Origin of the sequence: Gemmobacter nanjingensis (assembly GCF_014652195.1) — a bacterium.
GTDB lineage: Bacteria > Pseudomonadota > Alphaproteobacteria > Rhodobacterales > Rhodobacteraceae > Gemmobacter > Gemmobacter caeni.
In genome coordinates, this window is sequence record NZ_BMYI01000009.1 from 118,119 (window position 1) to 136,881 (window position 18,763).

Genomic DNA, 18,763 nt, shown 5'->3' on the forward strand with positions numbered 1-18,763 from the left:
CGGAACAGTCCAGCCCGCGCAGCTTTCAGCTTGGTTCAAATATCCCGGGGGAGTCGCGCCAAAGGCGCGGCGGGGGCAGCGCCCCCACCCTGCGGCGTCATAGACGGCTGTCGCGAACGCGGATTTCCCGTGCGCGGGTCAGGATCGCATCCTCGACCGCACGCTGGGTCTGCGGCGAGACGGCGGCACCACCGCGCCCCTGCAACGAGACGCGCAGCGAACGCGCATCCAGCGCAGGGTCGCTGATATAGATCGTCGCACGATAGGCGCGACCGCCGCCGGGCGGCGTGCCATAGCCGGTCACGATGACGCCGGTGAAGGGGTCGACCGATTCGATGGGCAGGAAATTCAGCACATCCAGCGAGGCCTGCCACAGATAACGGTTCACCTCGACCGTGGTATTCGGATCGGCACCGCCGCCGAACAGATCCCAGATCTTCCGCTGACGGGTCTCGTCCGAAATCTCACGGGTTGCCACGGTGCTGCGCTGCTTTGCCTTGGGCACCACAGCTTCGGTCTGCGAATGATCCACCGACCTGGCCTTGCCACTGAACAGGCCGGAACCGCCGCTGCCGATCCCGCCACAGGCCGCAAGGGCAAGGACCAGACTGCCGGACAGCGTAAGACGCGCAAGGCTGGGCAAGGACATTCGCTACTCCCGTCGATATAAAGGCTGTCTAGCCGAGCGCCCCGGACCGGACAAGGCTTTTCCCGCCTTCGGCTTTCTCGTGCGGGCTCGCGCGTTCGCGCGAGGGCATCTTGCCCTTCCCGTGGCAGGACTGTGACATTGGTGCACCATACACCGCCGTGTTTCCCGACGGGCCGCCACAGCCGATTGCAATTCGAGGCCCAACGGCAGAAATAGAAGCCATACCCAATTCGGATTCCCCTGAGTTGGGCCGCACCTTTGAGTCAACGAGGGAAAACGATGAAAAAGATCCTTCTCGCCACCACGCTGCTGGCTTCGACCGCCACCGTGGCTTCGGCTGAAACCGGCGTGACCCTGTCGGGCTACGGCCGCTTCGGTCTGACCTACCTCGACACCCGCGCTGTCGAGACCCAAGTGACGACCCGTCTGCGTTTCAACATCGACGGCAAAACCGAGACCGACTCGGGCGTGACCTTCGGTGGCCGTATCCGCATCCAGCACACCAACGGCGCGACCGATGCGACCGCCAACGCTGCGATGCTCTACGCTTCGTTCGAAGGCTTCCGCGTTGAAGTCGGCAACGTCAACACCGCGTTTGACTCGGCTGGCCTGATCTACAACGCCGAAATGGGCTTCGTGGACTCGTCGTACGGCGACCCGCAAGGCGCGTTCTTCGCCTACGCTTCGGGCGCTACCCCGGCCAACTACACCGGCGTGTTCGCTTCGTACTCGATGGGTGACTTCACCGGTCGTATCTCGTACGTGAACCCGGACCAGACCGTTTCGGGCTCGACCGAAGAGCTCTCGGTGTCGTTCGACTACGCTTCGGGTCCGTTCGCCGTGTCGCTCGCCGCCTACCAGGACGGCGCTGGCCTTGCCAACAACGACGGCTTCTTCCTGGGTGCTGCGTACACCATCAATGACGCTGCCACCGTTGGCCTGAACTACATCGACGAAGACTCGGCCGGTGGCCGCGTTGTGACCCTGTACGGCAACTACACCATGGGCGCCACCACCCTGCGCGCCTACGTTGCTGACCTGGACGTCGCCGGTGCTGACACCGCTTACGGCCTCGGCGCTGACTACGACCTCGGCGGCGCTCGTCTGTCGGGCTCGATCCAGTCGGGTTACGCTGGCGAGACCTGGGCTGACGTCGGCGTTCGCTTCGACTTCTGATCCCACGATCAGTCAGTTAGGAAAGGGCGGGGTAAACCCCGCCCTTTTCCTTTTTGGCTCCGGTCTTGCCGGGGCCTTTTCTTTTCCCCCCTGCTGTGGCCATCTGCGGCCAAAGACGGAGGCGGCGATGGGTCTGACGGAAATCAAGTCACGGATAGCAGTGGCAGAAACAGCGGCAGGGCGCCCGCAGGGTGCGGTGACGCTGATCGCCGTGTCGAAAGTGCAGCCGCTGGAACGGGTGATTGCCACGCTGGAGCAGGGGCAGCGCATTTTCGGCGAGAATTATGTTCAGGAAGCTGCCGGGAAGTGGCCAGATCTGCGCATCCGCTTTCCCGGCACCGCGGTCCATATGATCGGCCCCTTGCAGACCAACAAGGCCAGGCTGGCGTTCGATCTGTTCGATGCGATCCACACGCTTGACCGGCCGTCGCTGGCGGACAAGCTTTCCCGGCTCGCACAGGCGCAGGGGCGCTGCCCCATGCTTTTCGTGCAGGTGAATACCGGGGCAGAGCCGCAGAAGGCGGGCATTCTGCCCGATGACGCCGATGCCTTTATCGCGGATTGTCGCGCGAAGGATCTGCCGGTCGCGGGCCTCATGTGCATTCCGCCCGAAGATACGGACAGCACGCCGCATTTCGTGCACCTGGCCGAAATCGCGGCCCGAAATGGGCTCTCGCAGCTTTCCATGGGAATGAGCGGCGATTTCGAGGCTGCGATTGCCCATGGTGCCACTCATGTGCGTGTCGGCAGCGCGATCTTCGGCGCTCGCAGTTACGCCTGACGCCTAAAGCAGATGTCCCGATTTCGCGGCTTTCGTCGCCAGATAGCCGCGATTTTCAGGCGTTTCCCCGACGCGAAGCGGCACACGTTCGGTCACACGAAGACCCTGCCCCTCCATCATGGTGATCTTGCGGGGATTGTTGGTCAGCAGCCGCACCGCTGAAAACCCCATGGTCTTCAGGATGCCCGCGCCCAACCGGAAATCACGTTCATCATCCTCGAATCCCAGCCGGTGATTGGCTTCGACCGTATCGAAACCCTGATCCTGCAAGGAATAGGCTCGCATCTTGTTGGCAAGACCGATCCCCCGGCCTTCCTGATTGAGGTAAAGCAACACCCCTGCGCCCTCGGCCCCCATCTGCGCCAGCGCGGCGCGCAGTTGTGGGCCGCAATCGCATTTCAGGCTGCCGAGTACGTCGCCGGTGAAACAGGCCGAATGCAGGCGGGCCAAAACCGGCGCCTTGCGGTCCGGCTGCCCGATCTCGATGGCATAATGTTCCTCGCCGCCGTCCTCGGGACGAAAGATATGCACCCGCCCCGCCGCACTTGCGACCATCGGCAGGCGGGCCGAAACGACCTCGGACAGCGGCGAGGCGCGGTCCAGCTCCACCGCCGCTTCTGCAATGTCGATCACCGTCAGATCGGCGGCACGCGCCAGGGCAGCACCCTGCACCACCGGCACCACCACGACCGCAGGCAGCAGACGTGCCGATTTCGCCAGGGCGATGGCCGCGCGGTGCAGGCCCGGCCTGCCCCCCCGGATTTCGTGAAACGGTCCTTTCATCGGCAGGCGCAGGTCATCGGCCGGATCGGCCATGGCCGACAGCCAGTCCAGCCCCGCGTCGGCGGGCAAGGCCAGCCGCGCCAGATCGCCGTCGTAAACCCTGATCTTCAGCGTCTCCGCCCGCCGGACGGTCAACGCAAGTTCCGGCTGGCCCAGACGGCGCAGCTCCTCCAGCCGCGCGGAGCCAAGCGTCTCGACCGGCACCGCGACCGCCGCAGCTTCGCCTTCGGTCAGCATCACGGGAACGCCCATGCGCAGATCGCCGCGCGCGCGGGCAAGCCGTTCGATGATGCCGGGCCCGGCGATGGCGGGGGTGCTGGTCATGCTGCGTCCTCTTGCGCCCTATGTAACGATCCGGGTGGGAAAGTGAAACATTTCCCCCCGTTGCGACACGAGGCCGTGACTCCTTCGTCGCAAATCTTGCCGGAACCGTGAAGGGGGCTCATGTGTTGGGCAAGCAACCACGGAGGCCGCACGATGGCAACGCTGCGCAAAATTCTTCTGGTCGACGACGACGACGATCTGCGCGAGGCGCTGAGCGAACAGCTTGTGATGACCGAGGATTTCGATGTTTTCGAAGCCTCTACCGGCCTTGAGGGTCTGGAGAAAGCCAAGGGCGGCGGGCATGATCTGGTGATCCTCGACGTCGGCCTGCCCGATACGGACGGGCGCGAACTGTGCCGCCGGATGCGCAAGGCGGGCGTGAAATGCCCGATCATGATGCTTACCGGACACGATACCGATGCCGATACGATCCTCGGGCTTGATTCGGGCGCAAATGACTATGTGACCAAGCCGTTCAAATTTCCTGTGCTGCTGGCCCGCATCCGGGCACAGTTGCGGCAGCACGAACAATCCGAAGATGCGGTGTTCCAGCTTGGCCCCTATACGTTCAAACCGGCCCAGAAGCTTCTGGTGGACGAAAAGGAACGCAAGGTTCGCCTGACCGAGAAGGAAACCAATATCCTGAAGTACCTTTACCGCGCGCAACAAGGTGTTGTGGCTCGGGATGTGCTTCTCCACGAAGTCTGGGGTTATAACGCGGGGGTTACCACCCACACACTTGAAACCCACATCTATCGTCTGCGCCAGAAGATCGAGCCGGACCCCTCCAATGCACGTCTGCTGGTGACCGAATCCGGCGGATATCGGCTGGTCGCTTGACCAGTTGGAAAAAAATGGGCGACGATGGTCTTATTGTTGCCGGAATGCGTGATTATATCATGCGACAGGTTCCCCTCGCCGCGTCGGGGTCATGACGCGGCATCCTCCCTGTTGGACTAGGCCGGGCAATGCCCGGCCTTTTTTTTCCGAACAGATGTGATACAATCTATGGATGTGCTTCGAGGTGGCCTTTTCGCCCGATTCACATTCTCCCTGTTGGAAGCCTGGCCGGGCCTTGTGCCCGGCGTCTCTTCCGCCCGACAATTCCGCAGCGGCATTTTCTGGTGATGTTGGAATCCTGCATCGCTCATCCTACATATAATCGGGTGTCTGCGGCGCTTTTGCCCGAGGAGGTCCGGTGTCGATGCGATTTTCCCTTGTCTGTCTTGCCCTTGCGGGCACGACCCTTCCGGCGGCGGCGGAAAGCCTGTCCTTCACGCTGTCGAATCAATCCAATGCCGATCTCACGGAATTTTACGCCTCGCCCGTAGGCACAGAGTCCTGGGAAGAAAATATCCTGTCCACCGGCGCCTTGCCCGCCGGAGCCAGCGGCGACATCACCATCGCCGAAGCCAAGGGATGCGAGTATGACTTCCGCATGGTCTTCGCCGATGGCGACGTGCTGGAAGACCGCAGCAACATCTGCGACAGCGGCGCCTATACCATCCAGTGACATCCTGGCCGGCCATCATGGTCCCTGACACCGGCGGGGCCGTTCCGGCGCTTTACGTCACGCGCCGCGCCGCCTAGACAGGTTGGCGAAAGGAAACCGCCATGCCCTTTACACTTGCCACCTGGAACATCAATTCGGTCCGTCCGCGCGAGGCAATCGTCTCGCGGCTGATGCAGGAGGAGGCGCCTGACGTCCTTTGCCTGCAAGAGATCAAGACCCCGATCGACAAATTCCCCCGCGAGGCGTTCGAGGCGCTTGGCTACCGCTACATGGTTGCGCGCGGGCAGAAGGGCTATAACGGCGTCGCCATCCTGTCGCGCCTGCCGCTGGAAGATGCGGGCGACCGCGATTTCGCCGCGCTGGGTCATGCCCGGCACGTTGCCGCGCGGCTGGAAAACGGCGTGACGGTGCACAATTTCTATGTACCCGCCGGCGGGGATATTCCCGACCGTGAGGCCAATGTGAAATTCGGGCAGAAGCTGGATTTCCTGACCGAGATGCGCGACTGGGCTCATGCGGAAAAGCCGTCGAAAGCCATTCTTGTCGGCGACCTGAACATCGCCCCGCGCGAGGATGACGTCTGGAACCACAAGGCCCTGCTGAAAATCGTCAGCCACACGCCCATCGAGGTAGAGCATCTGGGTGCGGCGCAGGACGCCGGTGGCTGGGTGGACGTGACCCGCAAGGATATCCCCGAAGGGCGACTTTATTCGTGGTGGAGCTATCGCTCCCCCGACTGGGATGCCGCTGACAAGGGCCGCCGGCTGGACCACGTCTGGGCGACGCCCGATATTGCGGACGCCGCGCATGGCAGCCGCATTCTGCGGCCCTGCCGGGGCTGGGAGCAGCCCTCGGACCATGTGCCGGTCTTCGCCACCTTCGACCTGTGATCTCACCGCTCGGGCGGAGTGAAGGTCAGCCCGTAGGCAGCATAGGCGGCGGCGATACGCCCGTCGGCCAGTGCCGCCGCGACGGCATCGTCCAGCGCATAGGCAAGGTCGCGGTGGCTTTGATGAACCGCGATACCGACGGTCCAGCTTGCCAGGGCAAAGCCCGCCAGCGGCGGCTGATGCACAGCGATCCCTTCCGTCGCGCCATATTGCAGTTGCGCGCGAGGGCCCATGGCCGCCATGACCTCACCCGCCGCCAGCGCCTTCATCGCCCTGGCCATATCTGGAAAGCGATGGATGTTCGGCCCGATCTGCCCCCCCGGAAAGGCGGTCAGATAGAAGTCAGAGATCGAATCATTCTCCACCGCCACGGTGTCAAAACGGAAATAGGCGGGCACCGGCCCGCCTTCATGCCGGGGTTTGTCGGAAGGCACCGCATCCGGATAGGCGTCAAGCCGGTAGGCAATGGCCACCTCTTCCTTGGCATACTGGCCGGTAAAGACCACCTGTTCGACAAGGCAGGTGAACTCGCTGTTGTAGGGCACCCGCATCATCACATTCGATACGGGCTCCTTCTGCACGGTGCCACGCCAGATGTAGGACATCAGATCGGTCTGCACATTCTCGCCCGCCTGCACGAAGCGATATTCCGGCTTCACGCCCAGCCCCTCGGCCAGAATACGCCCGACCTCGACATCCACGCCGCGCGGCGTACCCGCGTCATCCCAGCTGTAGGGCGGAAAATCCTCGTAGACCGCGATGTTCAGGGTGCCGCGTGCAACGATATCGTCCAGCGTCTGCCCGACATACTGGCGCGAAGTGTTCTGCGGGCGGGCGCCCGGCGCCACACCTTCGCAACGGCCAAAAACGGGTGCGGCGGCGAGGCTGAAAAGCCCCGCCGCCAGCCCCGCAACAAGTGCGGAACGCCGATCCATGTCAGTGTGCCGCCGAAAGCCCGACCGTCAGCGCGTCGGCCGCATGTTTCGCCCCGAGGTCAGAGCCGTCCAGCAGCTTCGCCGCCCGGCTCGCCGCGCTGTCCGCCACCGGCGCCCCGGAGGCCGTCTTGACCTCGACGGCAATGGCTCCGAGTTCTTCTTTCAGTGCCGGTTGATCCGCCCCACCGGCCATCAGCGCGTCGCGGATCGCTGTCAGCCTTGCGGAATGGCCATCCAGCGCGCCATCCTCGGGCCGCGTCTCAATATAGGTGCGGATCGCCCAGCCTGCCTTCTGGCCCAGAACCTCGCCAAAGGCCGGCATCTTGGTCACGCCGTCCTGGGTATAGCCGTGCTGGAACCGCTCCATGAACCATTCATCGCCATATTCCTCGGCCTCCAGAAAGCGCAGATCAGGGGCAAGACCGCCCGAAACCGCGCCGAGGCCATGGCAGCGTGCACAGTTCTGATTGAAGGCGCTGTCGCCGATCTCGACCGCCTTGGCCCAGACCTCGTCCCCTGCCGCCGCTGCACGATAGGGATTTTCGGTCAGCCATTCCTCACCCACATCGGGCAGCGCATCGGTATTTACCGGCTGCGGGGCCACATCGCCGTGGGCAAAGGCCATGGTCGCAAGCCCCGCGAGGGCCACAGCGGCAACGAAGCCGCGGGTCATGTTCGTCATTGCGCATCCTCCCTGAGCACTTGAGCCGAGCTAACCCGTCAATGCCGCACCGCGGTATTGGACTTTCGTGCAAAGCGGCAGGGTCTTGCGACCAATGTCCAATACCCTCGGGCCGTCCCGCCGCCCAACATCCCTCTCAGGGAGACGAACGATGCCGAAAAAGACCTTGTGCCGGGTGGCCGTGGCTGCCGTGAGCGGCTTTTGCCTGATGCCCGCCAGCGGCCTGCACGCCGAGCCTCTTGCCGTCGAGGTCGTCTATCTGCGCCAGCAAGAAATGCGTCCGCCTGTGCTGTCGAACCTTGATCCTGTGCCGGAAGATCTGGGCATTGCCGGCGCCGAAGTCGCAATGGCCGACAATGCCACCACCGGCAAATTCCTTGGCCAGACCTATAAGTTAAACGTGATCGACATTGCGCCGGAAGGCGATCTGCCCACCGCCGCGCGCGACGCGCTGGCCGGGGCCGGGCTGGTGCTGGTCGACGGCACCGCCGCCGAAATTCTGGCCGTGGCGGACATGCCAGAAGCCGCAGGCAAGTTGCTGTTCAACGTCGCTTCGGGGGACGAGGCGCTGCGGTCTGCCGATTGCCGGGCCAACCTGTTGCACACGATCCCCGAGGATGGTGCGCGCACCGATGCGCTGATGCAGGTTCTTGCCGCGAAACGCTGGTCAAAGCTGGCGATGATCACTGGGCCGAAGCCCGCCGATCTGGCCTATGCCGATCATTTGCGCCGGTCCGCCGCCAAGTTCGGCCTCACGCTGGTGGGTGAAAAGGCGTGGAGCTTCGACACCGACCTGCGCCGCGCCGCCACGGTTGAACTGCCGCCCTTCACGCAGGATCTGCCCGACCATGACGTGCTGCTGGTGGCGGACGAGACCGACGATTTCGGCCGTTATGTAGAAAACAACACATGGCTGCCCCGGCCCATCGCCGGGTCGGAAGGGCTGGAGCCGCAGGGCTGGACGCATGTGATGGAACAATGGGGCGCCGTGCAGTTGCAGAACCGATTTGAACAGACGGCGGGCCGCGACATGCGCAGCCGCGACTATGCCGCCTGGACCGCCGTACGCGCAATCGGCGAAGCTGTTACCCGAACCGGCAGCGCCGACCCCGCCACCCTGCGCGATTACATGCTGTCCGATGCGTTCCAGCTCGACGGATTCAAAGGGCGCGGGCTCAGCTTCCGGTCGTGGAACGGCCAGTTGCGCCAGCCCATCGCGGTGGCCAATGCCCGCGCGCTTGTGACGCTCGCCCCGGTCGAGGGGTTCCTGCACCAGCGCAACGAAACCGACACGCTTGGCCTCGACGAACCGGAGAGCCAGTGCCACGCCTTCACGGAGTAACCCGATGCGCCGCCTTGCTGCTGCCCTGCTGCTGACTGCCACGCCGCTGATCCCTGCCCCGATCCATGCCGGAGAAATCTGGGTCACCAATGAAAAGGATGACACTGTCAGCGTGATCGACACCGATACGCTGGAGGTCATCAAGACCTATCCCACCGGCGAGCGCCCGCGTGGCGTGACCTTCTCCAAGGATTTCAAGCGGCTGTACATCTGCGCTTCGGATAGTGACACCGTGCAGGTGATGGACCCCGACACCGGCGAGATCCTGCATGACCTGCCGTCGGGCGAAGACCCCGAACAATTCGTGCTCGCCCCCGATGACCGGCATCTCTACATTGCCAACGAGGATGATGCGATCACCACGGTCGTCGATACCGAAACCCGTCAGGTGGTGGCGCAGATCGACGTGGGGGTGGAACCCGAAGGCATGGCCATCAGCCCCGATGGCAAGATCGCCATTACCACCTCTGAAACCACCAATATGGCGCACTGGATCGACACGGCGACGCACAAGCTGTTTGCCAATACGCTGGTCGACAGCCGCCCGCGTCATGCCGAATTTACCGCCGATGGCAGCCAGCTTTGGGTCAGCGCCGAAATCGGCGGCACCGTCACAGTGTTTTCGGTGGCCGACCAGCGCGAACTGGGCAAGGTGCATTTCGCCATTTCCGGGGTGAATGACGATCTGATCCAGCCTGTCGGCTTCAAGTTCTCGCCCGATGGCAAGCGTGCCTTCGTGGCGCTTGGCCCCGCCAATCATGTCGCGGTCATAGACACCGCCAGCTTTGAGGTGACGAATTACATCCTCACCGGGCGGCGGGTCTGGCATATGGCCTGGTCCCCCGATCAAAGCCGGCTTTTCACCACCAACGGCGTGTCCGGCGACGTGACGGTGATCGACGTTGCCAGCGAAACACCTGTCAAATCCATCAAGGTCGGCCGCTTCCCCTGGGGCGCGGCGATGCGGCCGTAACCTGGAAAGGAAATTCCATGAAACCACTGATCCTTGCCGCGCTGCTGGCCGCCCTGCCTGTTGTCGTTCACGCCGAGGCGGAAGATGACGATGATACGGCCTTGGGCGCTGCCGGCCTGATGTCCAAAGGCAACAAAAGCGAACTGCCACCGATCCTGTTGTCCGCCGGTACGCCGCTGACCGATGCGCCCTGGAAGCTGAAATCCGGCCATTACTACGAGGTCGAGATCGAGGCCGATGGCAGCCAGGAGCTTGGCCTTGTCGCGCCGGAATTTTTCCGCGCCATCTGGATCGACGAAATCGTCATCGAGGGGCTGGAAGTGCGGCCGCTGGGCCTCGATTCCGTCGAGTTTGACGAGGCAGGCACCATGGAAATCGGCTTTATCGCCGTGAAGCCCGGCAGCTATGTCATGCGTGTGCCCGGTACCAAGGGCGATACGCAGAAGCTGGACATCGTCATCGAATGACCCCCGGCCTCGGCATCCATGCGGTCAGCTACAGCTATGGCGCGAAAGTGGCGCTGAGCGAGGTGACGCTTGAGGTGCCGAAGGGCCGGTTCTGTGCGCTCCTCGGGCCGAACGGGGCAGGAAAATCGACGCTGTTTTCCCTGCTCACACGGCTGTTTACCACGCGGACAGGCCGCATCGCCGTGGCGGGTCAGGATCTGGCCCGCGCGCCCCGCGCCGCGCTGGCGCGCATGGGCGTGGTGTTCCAGCAACCAACGCTGGATCTTGACCTGACGGTGCGGCGCAACCTGCTGTATTTCGCAGCCCTGCACGGCATCGGCGGGCGCGAGGCCGAGATCCGCACCGCCGAGGCGCTGGAGCGTCTGGGCATGGCCGAACGCGCGGCCGAACCCGTCCATGCCCTGAACGGTGGCCACCGCCGCCGGATGGAACTGGCGCGCGCCCTGATCCACCGGCCCGAGGTCTTGCTGCTGGACGAACCGACGGTCGGCCTTGATGCCGCCGCACGGGCAGCGATCACCGCACATGTCCACGATCTTGCCGATCAGGGGCTGGCCGTGCTCTGGGCCACGCATCTGACGGACGAGGTGCGCGACAGCGACCAGCTTGCCATTCTGCATCGCGGTCGCCTGCTCGCCTCCGGCACCACCGGCGACCTGCGCGGGGACGAGCCGCTGCGCGAGATGTTCCTGCGTCTGACGGGGGTCGAGGCATGATCTGGTGGCTGGCCTTCCGCGCCATCCTGCACCGCGAGGCGCTGCGCTTTCTGGGTCAGCGCGGACGGCTGGTTGCCGCACTGGTGCGACCGCTGGTATGGCTTCTGGTCTTTGCCGCCGGGTTCCGCGCGGCACTGGGCCTGTCGATCATCCCGCCCTACCAGACCTATATCACTTACGAAATCTACATCACCCCCGGCCTCTGCGGCATGATCTGCCTGTTCAACGGCATGCAAAGCTCGCTGAGCCTCGTCTATGACCGCGAGATGGGGTCGATGCGCCTGCTGTTGACCGCACCCTTGCCGCGCTGGTGGCTGCTGCTTGCCAAGGTCACGGCGGGGGCGATGATTTCGCTGCTGCAATGCGCGGCCTTCCTTGCCATCGCGGCGGCTTTCGGCATCCGCATGCCATGGCCGGGCTATATCGCCGCCATTCCTGCCATTCTGCTGGCCGGGCTGATGCTGGGGGCGCTGGGTCTGATGCTGTCCTCCTTCATCCGCCAGCTTGAAAACTTCGCGGGGGTGATGAACTTCGTCATCTTCCCGATGTTCTTCCTGTCCTCGGCGCTTTACCCGCTGTGGAAGATGAAAGAGGCAAGCCCCCTTCTGGCCCGGCTTTGCGCCGTGAACCCCTTTACCCATGCGGTCGAGCTGATCCGCTTCGCGCTGTACCTGCAACCCAATGCGGCGGCTGCGGGATGGGTCTTGCTGGCGCTCATGGTGTTCGGCACGGCAGCGCTTTGGGGCTATGATCCGGCGCGGGGAATGCAGGCGCGCAAAGGGTCTTGAAACCGCGAGACCGGCTTCCCAGATCACTGGAGCGGGTGCCAGTACGGGCCCGCGCTTCAACCCCGGCCCGCCCGTAACGGGGGGCCAGACAGACATCGCTCCAAGAGGATGACCATGCGCAATCTCGATTTCGCACCGCTTTACCGTGCCACCGTGGGTTTTGACCGGATCGCCGATCTGATGGATCGTGCCCTCAGCGCCGACGTGGCCCAGCCGACCTATCCCCCCTACAATATCGAAAAGATTGACGAGAACGCTTATCGCATCTCGATCGCTGTCGCGGGCTTCACGCCCGAGGAACTGAGCGTCGAGGTCAAGGAAGGCGCGCTGTTCGTGTCGGCCCGCAAGGCACCGGAAGAGGCCGAACGCAGCTACCTGCATCGCGGCATCGCCACCCGCGCGTTTGAACGCCGCTTCGCGCTGGCTGATCATGTGCGCGTCACCGGCGCCACCCATGAACACGGCATGCTGCACATCGACCTCGTGCGCGAAACGCCCGAGGCGCTGAAACCCCGCCGCATCGAAATCGCCCGCCCCGCCGGGGTGGCGCAGGTGGTGGATGCCGCCGTCAACTGACCCCGCCCGCAAGGACGGCAAGGCCCGGAGATTTCTCCGGGCCTTTTGCATTGGCGCGAAATTTTCAGGCCGCAGGCCAAGGATTGCGCAGCCCGTCGCGTCTGAATAGCGTCATGCGCATGGAAACACCGGATGAAACCCTTGCTCTGGCCGCCGCAGGTGGCGACCGCGCCGCCTTCGCGGCGCTGGTGACGCGGCATTACGACCGGGTTTACGGTCTGGGCTGGCGGCTGACCGGCTCGGCCGCGGATGCGCAGGATCTGGCGCAGGAGATTTGCGCCGCCCTGCCCGCCAAGCTGGCAAACTGGCGGGGCGAGGCGCGGTTCACCACATGGCTTTACCGTGTCGTGGTCAATGCCGCCTCCGATCTGCGGCGGCGGCAGGCGACGCGGGCACGGGCCGCTGATGGCTGGGGCGATTGGGAAATCGCCCGTCAGGCCGAAATGGAGGAATCCCGCGCCGCGCGGCAGTGGCTGGAAGGCGCCATGGCCCGGCTGTCGCCGGAACTGCGCGAAACCGTCGCGCTGGTTCTGGGCGAGGAACTGACCCAGGCCGAGGCGGCCGAGGTGCTGGGCCTTTCCGAAGGCACGGTCGCCTGGCGCATGTCCGAGGTGAAAAAGCGGCTGCGCCGCATCGCAGCAGAGGACGAGGCGCAATGACCGATGATTTCGACAAGCTGAAATCGGCCCTGCGCGCCGCCCCGCCACCGCCCGGTGATGCGGCGCGGATGGCGGCGCTGGATGCCGCGCTGCAAAATTTCGATCTTTTGCAGGACAGCCGCCAAGAAACCGCTGCGCCCGCACGTCCCAATCCGGCAAGCCCTGAAAGGAAGGGCTTTCTGACCGGAGTCAAAGACATGCTGAAATCCCTTTCCCCCGCCGGGCTTCTGGCGGCAACGACCTCTGTCGCCGCGCTGGCCGTGGCGGTAATCGCCCTTTCCCCTGCGCTGCACCAGCCGCCCGAACCGGCACTGGTGCGTCTTGCGCCGCAACCCGCCACGCCGGAGGCCGCCGAAGACATGGCGCCCCTCGCCGCCCCCGCGCCGCAAGCCGCCCCGCCTGCTTTGACCGCACGCAAGGCCGCTCCGACCAGCATGCCCTCCGCTGATGCGCCAATGGTGTTGGAAGCCGCGCCGGAAGCGATGATCGCGGCTGGCGGCGGAATGGCCCCGACGGACATGGTGGCCGCGCCCGAACCCGATACCTCGGCCTTCGCCAATGCCGATGCGAATCCGGTGAAATCGGTCGAGACTGACCCGGTTTCCACCTTCTCGGTCGATGTGGATACGGCCTCTTACGCCGTGATCCGCCGCGATCTGGAAGCGGGCACCCTGCCCCCGCCCGAGGCGGTGCGGATCGAGGAGATGGTGAATTACTTCCCCTATGCCTATCCCGCACCGGAAGGCGATGCGCCGTTCCGCGCCGATGTTTCGGTCATGCCGACGCCGTGGAATGCGGGCACCCACCTGGTGCGGATCGGCTTGCAGGGCCGCCTGCCCGCGCTGGCGGACCGGCCGCCGCTCAATCTGGTGTTTCTGGTGGATACCTCGGGCAGCATGGACGAACCTGACAAGCTGCCGCTGCTGAAACAGGCGCTGCGGCTGGTGCTGCCGCAACTGCGCCCCGAGGATGAGGTGGCCATCGTCGCCTATGCCGGTTCGGCCGGTGTGGTTCTGCCGCCCACGCCCGCCCGCGAAACCGCCGCGATTTCCGCCGTGCTGGATGATCTGGCGCCCGGCGGCGGCACGGCGGGTGCCGAAGGGCTGGCCGAAGCCTATCGTCTGGCCGACCAGATGCGCGGCGAGGGTGAAATCAGCCGCGTGCTGCTGGCGACCGATGGCGATTTCAACCTCGGGATTTCCGACCCTAAGGAGCTTGAGACCTTCATCGCCAGGGAACGTGCCGGTGGCAGCTATCTGTCGGTGCTGGGCTTCGGGCGTGGCAATCTGGACGATGCCACCATGCAGGCGCTGGCACAAAGCGGCAATGGCATGGCGGCCTATATCGACACCGCACAAGAGGCCCGCAAGGTGCTGGTGGATCAGCTGTCTGGCGCGCTGTTCCCGATTGCCGACGATGTGAAGATGCAGGTCGAATGGAACCCCGCGCAGGTCGCGGAATACCGGCTGATCGGCTATGAAACCCGTGCCCTGCGGCGCGAGGATTTCAGCAATGACAAAGTGGATGCGGGCGAAATCGGTGCCGGACATCAGGTGACTGCGCTATACGAGATCACCGCGCCGGACAGCCCCGCCCGCCTGAACGAACCGCTGCGCTATGGCACGGCGACCGAGGCCACCGGACCCGCGGGGGAACTGGGCTTCCTGCGGCTGCGCTATAAGGCGCCGGGTGCGGCAGAAAGCCAGCTGATCGAAACCCCTATCCTTTCAAGCGACGTGACCCCCGACGCGGATGCCCGCTTCGCCGCCGCTATTGCAGGCTTCGGCCAGCTTCTGACCGGCGCGACCTATCTGGGCGACTGGGGCTGGGACGATGCCATCCGACTTGCCGACCGCGCGCGGGGTGATGACCCGTTCGGCTATCGCGTCGAGGCGGTGAACCTGATGCGTCTGGCAAAAAGCCTGAACCGCTAAAGCGGGTGATGCCCGCTCAGGGCATCACCTCGAAACGGTCCACGTCGATCATGCCATGGTCGGTGATCTTCAGATGTGGGATCACCGGCAGCGCAAGGAAGGCGAGTTGCAGGAACGGCTCTTCCAGCTCCACACCCAGGGATCGGGCGGCAGCACGCAGCGTGATCAGTTCGTCACGCACCACCTCGAACGGCTGAAGGCTCATCAGACCGGCGACGGGCAGCGCGAGCTCCGCCAGAACCTTGCCGCCTTCCGTCACCACAAAGCCGCCCTCGATCTCGCCCAGCCGGTTGGCGGCCAGCGCCATATCGGCATAATCGGCACCCACCACCGCGATATTGTGGTGGTCGTGACAGACGGTCGAGGCGATGGCGCCGCGCTTCAGGCCAAAGCCCTTGACGAAGCCGGTGGCGCGGTTGCCGTTTTTGCCGTGGCGCTCGATCACCGCGATCTTGACCAGATCGCGCGCGAGGTCAGGGCGCTTGTCGCCGTCGGTCGGCGCGATGTCATAGGTCAGATGTTCGGTGATGATCTTGCCGGGCAGGATGCCGATGACCGGAGTTTCGGCGCGGTTGCCGCCAGTGCGGAAATCCTCGGCCCGGACGGGCGGCGCCTTCACCGAATGGCGCGCGACCGGCGGCACGATCTGGCGGGTGGCGAAGGCGGCATCCCCCACCCGCACCCCGCCGGTGAACACCATTTCAGGGCGGCAGGTGGCCAGATCCTGCAGCACCACGATGTCGGCCCGCTTGCCCGGCGCGATCAGGCCCCGGTCCTTCAGGCCAAACGCCTCGGCCGCCGAAAGGCTCGCGGCGCGGTAGGCGGCCAGCGGCGGGCAGCCCAGCGCGATGGCGGTGCGGATCAGGTAATCCAGATGGCCGTGCTCGGCGATGTCCAGCGGGTTGCGGTCATCGGTGCAGAAACAGCAATAGGGCGAGGTCCGTTCCGTCAGCATCGGCGCCAGCGCATGCAGGTCTTTCGAGACCGAGCCCTCGCGGATCAGCACCCGCATCCCCTTGCGCAGCTTTTCCATCGCCTCGGTGGCCGTGGTCGCCTCATGCTCCGTTCGGATACCGGCGGCGATATAGCCATTCAGGTCGCGCCCGGACAGAAGTGGCGCATGGCCATCAATATGACGGCCGCGAAACGCCTCAAGCTTCGCCATGCAACCCGCGTCCTGATGCAGCACACCGGGGAAGTTCATGAACTCCGCCAGACCGATGACGCGGGGATGATTCATCAGCGGCACGAGATCCGCAGCCTCAAGCAGGGCGCCCGCAGTCTCCATATGGGTCGAGGGCACGCAGGAGGACAGGTTTACCCGGATGTCCATGACGGTATGGGCCGAGGCGTCGAGGAAATAACCGATGCCTTCCAGCCCGCAGACATTGGCAATCTCGTGCGGGTCGCAGATCGCAGTCGTCACGCCATGGGGGCCGACGCAGCGGTCGAACTCGTAGGGCGTGACCAGCGAGCTTTCGATGTGCAGATGCGTGTCGATGAAGCCGGGGACGAGGATCTTGCCCGTCACATCCACCACCTCGCGGCCTTCGTAGGTGTCAAAGACGCCAACGATCAGCCTGCCGCAGATGGCGACGTCGCCTTCCAGAAGCTCGCCCGTGATCACATCGAACACCCGCCCGCCGCGCAGCACCAGATCGGCGGGGGCAAAGCCCCGGCCTTGCGCGATGACATCGGAAAGCGGCGGCAGGGTCATGGCGGTCTCCTTTTCCCGGCAGTGAAGCGCAGGGCGGGCGGCGCGGCAAGCCGTTTCCGGCTTGCACCTGCTGACAGGGGATGCCACCCATGGGCCAAGGAAGGAAACGCCCCATGCGACCGCTGCGCGGGATCACCTACAAGCTGCTGTCCGTTCTGGTGTTCATCACCATGTCGGGGCTGATCAAGGCCACCGCCGCGCATGTGCCCGCCGGGCAGGCCGTGTTCTTCCGGTCCTTCTTTGCCATTCCGGTGATCGTGGTCTGGCTGCTGACCCGGCGCGAGTTTCCCGCCGGGCTGCGGGTGCAAAGCCCGATGGGCCATGTCTGGCGCGGCGTGGCGGGCACCTGCGCCATGGGTTTCGGTTTTGCCGGTCTGGCCTGGCTGCCGCTGCCCGAGGTGACCGCCATCGGCTATGCCGCGCCGCTGCTGACCGTGGTTTTCGCCGCAATGTTTCTGGGCGAGGAGGTGCGCGCCTTCCGCATTTCCGCCGTGGCCCTGGGCATGTGTGGCGTTCTGATCGTGCTCTGGCCTCGCCTGACGCTGAGCCGCGAGGGCGTCGATCATGCGCAGGCGATGGGCGCGATGCTGGTGCTGACCGGCGCGGTCTTTGCCGCGCTGGCGCAGGTCTTCGTGCGCAAGATGGTGGCCACCGAAAAGACACCCGCCATCGTGTTCTGGTTCTCGCTGACCTCGACGCTCCTGTCGCTCATCACGCTGCCCTTCGGCTGGGTGGTGCCCACGGCGCAAGAGGCGGCGCTTCTGGTGATGGCGGGGCTCTTGGGCGGGATCGGGCAGATCCTGCTGACATCGAGCTACCGTGAGGCTGATGCCTCGCTGGTAGCGCCGTTCGATTATGCCTCGATGCTGTTCGCGCTGGCGATCGGCTATTTCATCTTCGCCGAAGTGCCAACCCTCCCCATGCTGGGCGGGGCCAGTCTGATCATCACGGCGGGCATCCTGATCATCTGGCGCGAACGTCGGCTGGGGCTGGAACGCGCGCGGCAACGCAAGGCAATGACTCCCTGATCAGGCGTTGAGGTGATCCTGAAGCGTCAGCAGGTCGGCCCATGTGTCGCGCTTCGCATGCGGATTGCGCAAGAGGTAGGCGGGGTGCAGCATCGGCAGCACAGGCTTGCCCCAGGCCTCGGCCCATTTGCCGCGCAGACGGGTGATACCCCGCTGACGCAGCACCGCCTGAGCGGGCGTGTTGCCCATGATGACAATCACCCCCGGATCGGCCAGTTCGACATGGCGGCGCAGGAAGGGCACCATCATCGCCATTTCCTCGGGCGTGGGTTCGCGGTTCGAGGGCGGGCGCCAGGGCATGACATTGCTGATGTAAAGCGCGCGCTCCACGTCGGGGCTTTGGCGGCCAAGGCCGATGGCGGCGAACATGCGGTCCAGCAACTGCCCGGCACGGCCGACAAAGGGCAGGCCCTGCATATCCTCGTCGCGGCCCGGCGCCTCACCGATGACCATGACGCGGGCGGCGGGGTTGCCATCGGCAAAGACGGTATTCCGGGCGCCGCGCTTCAGGTCGCAATGCGGATAGGCGCCCAACGCCTCGCGCAGTGCCTCCAGCGTCGGCGCGCGCTGCGCTGTTTCCCGCGCCACGGCGACCGGATCAATCTTCACCGGCTCGGGTGGTGGTTCGGGCGTCTGCCGTTGTGCCGGGCCGCGCGCCGGAGCCGGGGCAGCGGCGCGGGCGGGCGGGGCCTCCCGTTCGGCCAGATCATAGCGATCCAGCGGCGCATCCAGCACCGGCTCCGTCACACCAAGTTCGTGCAGCCACTGAAGTGCTGCGGCAGAGGCGTGCCAGTCGGCGAGGATGTCGGCGTCGATTCCCATATCCGCCA

At 64.9% G+C, this 18,763-nt stretch carries 20 protein-coding genes; 14 read left to right on the forward strand and 6 right to left on the reverse strand.

Annotated features, from left to right (window positions below):
- Positions 1-97: 97 nt before the first annotated feature.
- Positions 98-649 carry a DUF3576 domain-containing protein gene (locus IE126_RS15085; RefSeq protein ID WP_054301386.1) on the reverse strand — a complete coding sequence of 184 codons (552 nt, stop codon included), beginning with the start codon at positions 647-649 and terminating at the stop codon, positions 98-100.
- 279 nt (positions 650-928) lie between these two features.
- Here IE126_RS15085 and IE126_RS15090 point away from each other — a divergent pair, with 279 nt between their 5' ends.
- Positions 929-1,825, forward strand: coding sequence for a porin (locus IE126_RS15090; RefSeq protein WP_189381486.1), 897 nt, complete (start codon positions 929-931; stop codon positions 1,823-1,825).
- A gap of 127 nt (positions 1,826-1,952) precedes the next feature.
- Positions 1,953-2,606: a YggS family pyridoxal phosphate-dependent enzyme gene (locus tag IE126_RS15095; protein ID WP_189381487.1), complete on the forward strand. Its 654-nt coding sequence runs from the start codon at positions 1,953-1,955 to the stop codon at positions 2,604-2,606.
- 3 nt (positions 2,607-2,609) lie between these two features.
- On the opposite strand, the gene ribA is transcribed toward IE126_RS15095, so the two are convergent.
- On the reverse strand, positions 2,610-3,713 hold the full coding sequence (gene ribA / locus IE126_RS15100; protein ID WP_189381488.1) for a GTP cyclohydrolase II: 1,104 nt from the start codon (positions 3,711-3,713) through the stop codon (positions 2,610-2,612).
- A gap of 153 nt (positions 3,714-3,866) precedes the next feature.
- Here ribA and IE126_RS15105 point away from each other — a divergent pair, with 153 nt between their 5' ends.
- The 3 genes from IE126_RS15105 to IE126_RS15115 all read left to right on the forward strand — a co-directional run bounded on the left by IE126_RS15105 (position 3,867) and on the right by IE126_RS15115 (position 6,116).
- Positions 3,867-4,553 carry a response regulator transcription factor gene (locus IE126_RS15105; protein WP_054301390.1) on the forward strand — a complete coding sequence of 229 codons (687 nt, stop codon included), beginning with the start codon at positions 3,867-3,869 and terminating at the stop codon, positions 4,551-4,553.
- Positions 4,554-4,917: 364 nt separating this feature from the next.
- The gene (locus IE126_RS15110) at positions 4,918-5,226 is read left to right on the forward strand and encodes a hypothetical protein (RefSeq protein ID WP_108128716.1); all 309 of its coding nucleotides are present in this window, start codon (positions 4,918-4,920) and stop codon (positions 5,224-5,226) included.
- Positions 5,227-5,327: 101 nt separating this feature from the next.
- Positions 5,328-6,116 (forward strand): exodeoxyribonuclease III, encoded by a 789-nt coding sequence (locus tag IE126_RS15115; protein ID WP_189381489.1) that lies wholly within the window; start codon positions 5,328-5,330, stop codon positions 6,114-6,116.
- 2 nt (positions 6,117-6,118) lie between these two features.
- Here IE126_RS15115 and IE126_RS15120 read toward each other — a convergent pair whose 3' ends face one another.
- Positions 6,119-7,051, reverse strand: coding sequence for a transporter substrate-binding domain-containing protein (locus tag IE126_RS15120; RefSeq protein ID WP_108128717.1), 933 nt, complete (start codon positions 7,049-7,051; stop codon positions 6,119-6,121).
- 1 nt (position 7,052) lies between these two features.
- Positions 7,053-7,733, reverse strand: a complete 681-nt coding sequence (gene pedF / locus IE126_RS15125; protein WP_108128718.1) for a cytochrome c-550 PedF — start codon at positions 7,731-7,733, stop codon at positions 7,053-7,055.
- Between the two features lie 151 nt (positions 7,734-7,884).
- Here pedF and IE126_RS15130 point away from each other — a divergent pair, with 151 nt between their 5' ends.
- From IE126_RS15130 to IE126_RS15165, 8 genes are all read left to right on the forward strand, one after another.
- Positions 7,885-9,075, forward strand: coding sequence for an ABC transporter substrate-binding protein (locus tag IE126_RS15130; RefSeq protein WP_189381490.1), 1,191 nt, complete (start codon positions 7,885-7,887; stop codon positions 9,073-9,075).
- 4 nt (positions 9,076-9,079) lie between these two features.
- Positions 9,080-10,048 carry a YVTN family beta-propeller repeat protein gene (locus IE126_RS15135; RefSeq protein ID WP_189381491.1) on the forward strand — a complete coding sequence of 323 codons (969 nt, stop codon included), beginning with the start codon at positions 9,080-9,082 and terminating at the stop codon, positions 10,046-10,048.
- A 17-nt stretch (positions 10,049-10,065) separates the two neighbouring features.
- A complete protein-coding gene (locus tag IE126_RS15140) occupies positions 10,066-10,515 on the forward strand; it encodes a hypothetical protein (RefSeq protein WP_189381492.1) in 450 nt (149 codons plus the stop codon).
- The gene (locus tag IE126_RS15145; protein WP_054301397.1) at positions 10,512-11,231 is read left to right on the forward strand and encodes an ABC transporter ATP-binding protein; all 720 of its coding nucleotides are present in this window, start codon (positions 10,512-10,514) and stop codon (positions 11,229-11,231) included. Before IE126_RS15140 ends, IE126_RS15145 begins: the two co-directional genes overlap by 4 nt.
- Positions 11,228-12,019: an ABC transporter permease gene (locus IE126_RS15150; RefSeq protein ID WP_054301398.1), complete on the forward strand. Its 792-nt coding sequence runs from the start codon at positions 11,228-11,230 to the stop codon at positions 12,017-12,019. The genes IE126_RS15145 and IE126_RS15150 overlap by 4 nt, the downstream gene beginning before the upstream one ends.
- A gap of 114 nt (positions 12,020-12,133) precedes the next feature.
- On the forward strand, positions 12,134-12,595 hold the full coding sequence (locus IE126_RS15155) for an Hsp20 family protein (protein WP_108128721.1): 462 nt from the start codon (positions 12,134-12,136) through the stop codon (positions 12,593-12,595).
- A gap of 119 nt (positions 12,596-12,714) precedes the next feature.
- Positions 12,715-13,254: an RNA polymerase sigma factor gene (locus IE126_RS15160; protein WP_054301449.1), complete on the forward strand. Its 540-nt coding sequence runs from the start codon at positions 12,715-12,717 to the stop codon at positions 13,252-13,254.
- The gene (locus tag IE126_RS15165; RefSeq protein ID WP_189381493.1) at positions 13,251-15,188 is read left to right on the forward strand and encodes a YfbK domain-containing protein; all 1,938 of its coding nucleotides are present in this window, start codon (positions 13,251-13,253) and stop codon (positions 15,186-15,188) included. Before IE126_RS15160 ends, IE126_RS15165 begins: the two co-directional genes overlap by 4 nt.
- A gap of 16 nt (positions 15,189-15,204) precedes the next feature.
- Here IE126_RS15165 and ade read toward each other — a convergent pair whose 3' ends face one another.
- Entirely contained in the window at positions 15,205-16,905 is a 1,701-nt protein-coding gene (ade, locus tag IE126_RS15170) for an adenine deaminase (RefSeq protein WP_189381494.1), read from the reverse strand.
- Positions 16,906-17,018: 113 nt separating this feature from the next.
- On the opposite strand from ade, the gene IE126_RS15175 reads away from it, so the two are divergent.
- Positions 17,019-17,933 carry a DMT family transporter gene (locus tag IE126_RS15175; RefSeq protein WP_108128724.1) on the forward strand — a complete coding sequence of 305 codons (915 nt, stop codon included), beginning with the start codon at positions 17,019-17,021 and terminating at the stop codon, positions 17,931-17,933.
- Here IE126_RS15175 and IE126_RS15180 read toward each other — a convergent pair whose 3' ends face one another.
- Entirely contained in the window at positions 17,934-18,755 is an 822-nt protein-coding gene (locus IE126_RS15180) for a uracil-DNA glycosylase (protein WP_189381495.1), read from the reverse strand. It lies immediately after the preceding gene.
- Positions 18,756-18,763: the final 8 nt, after the last annotated feature.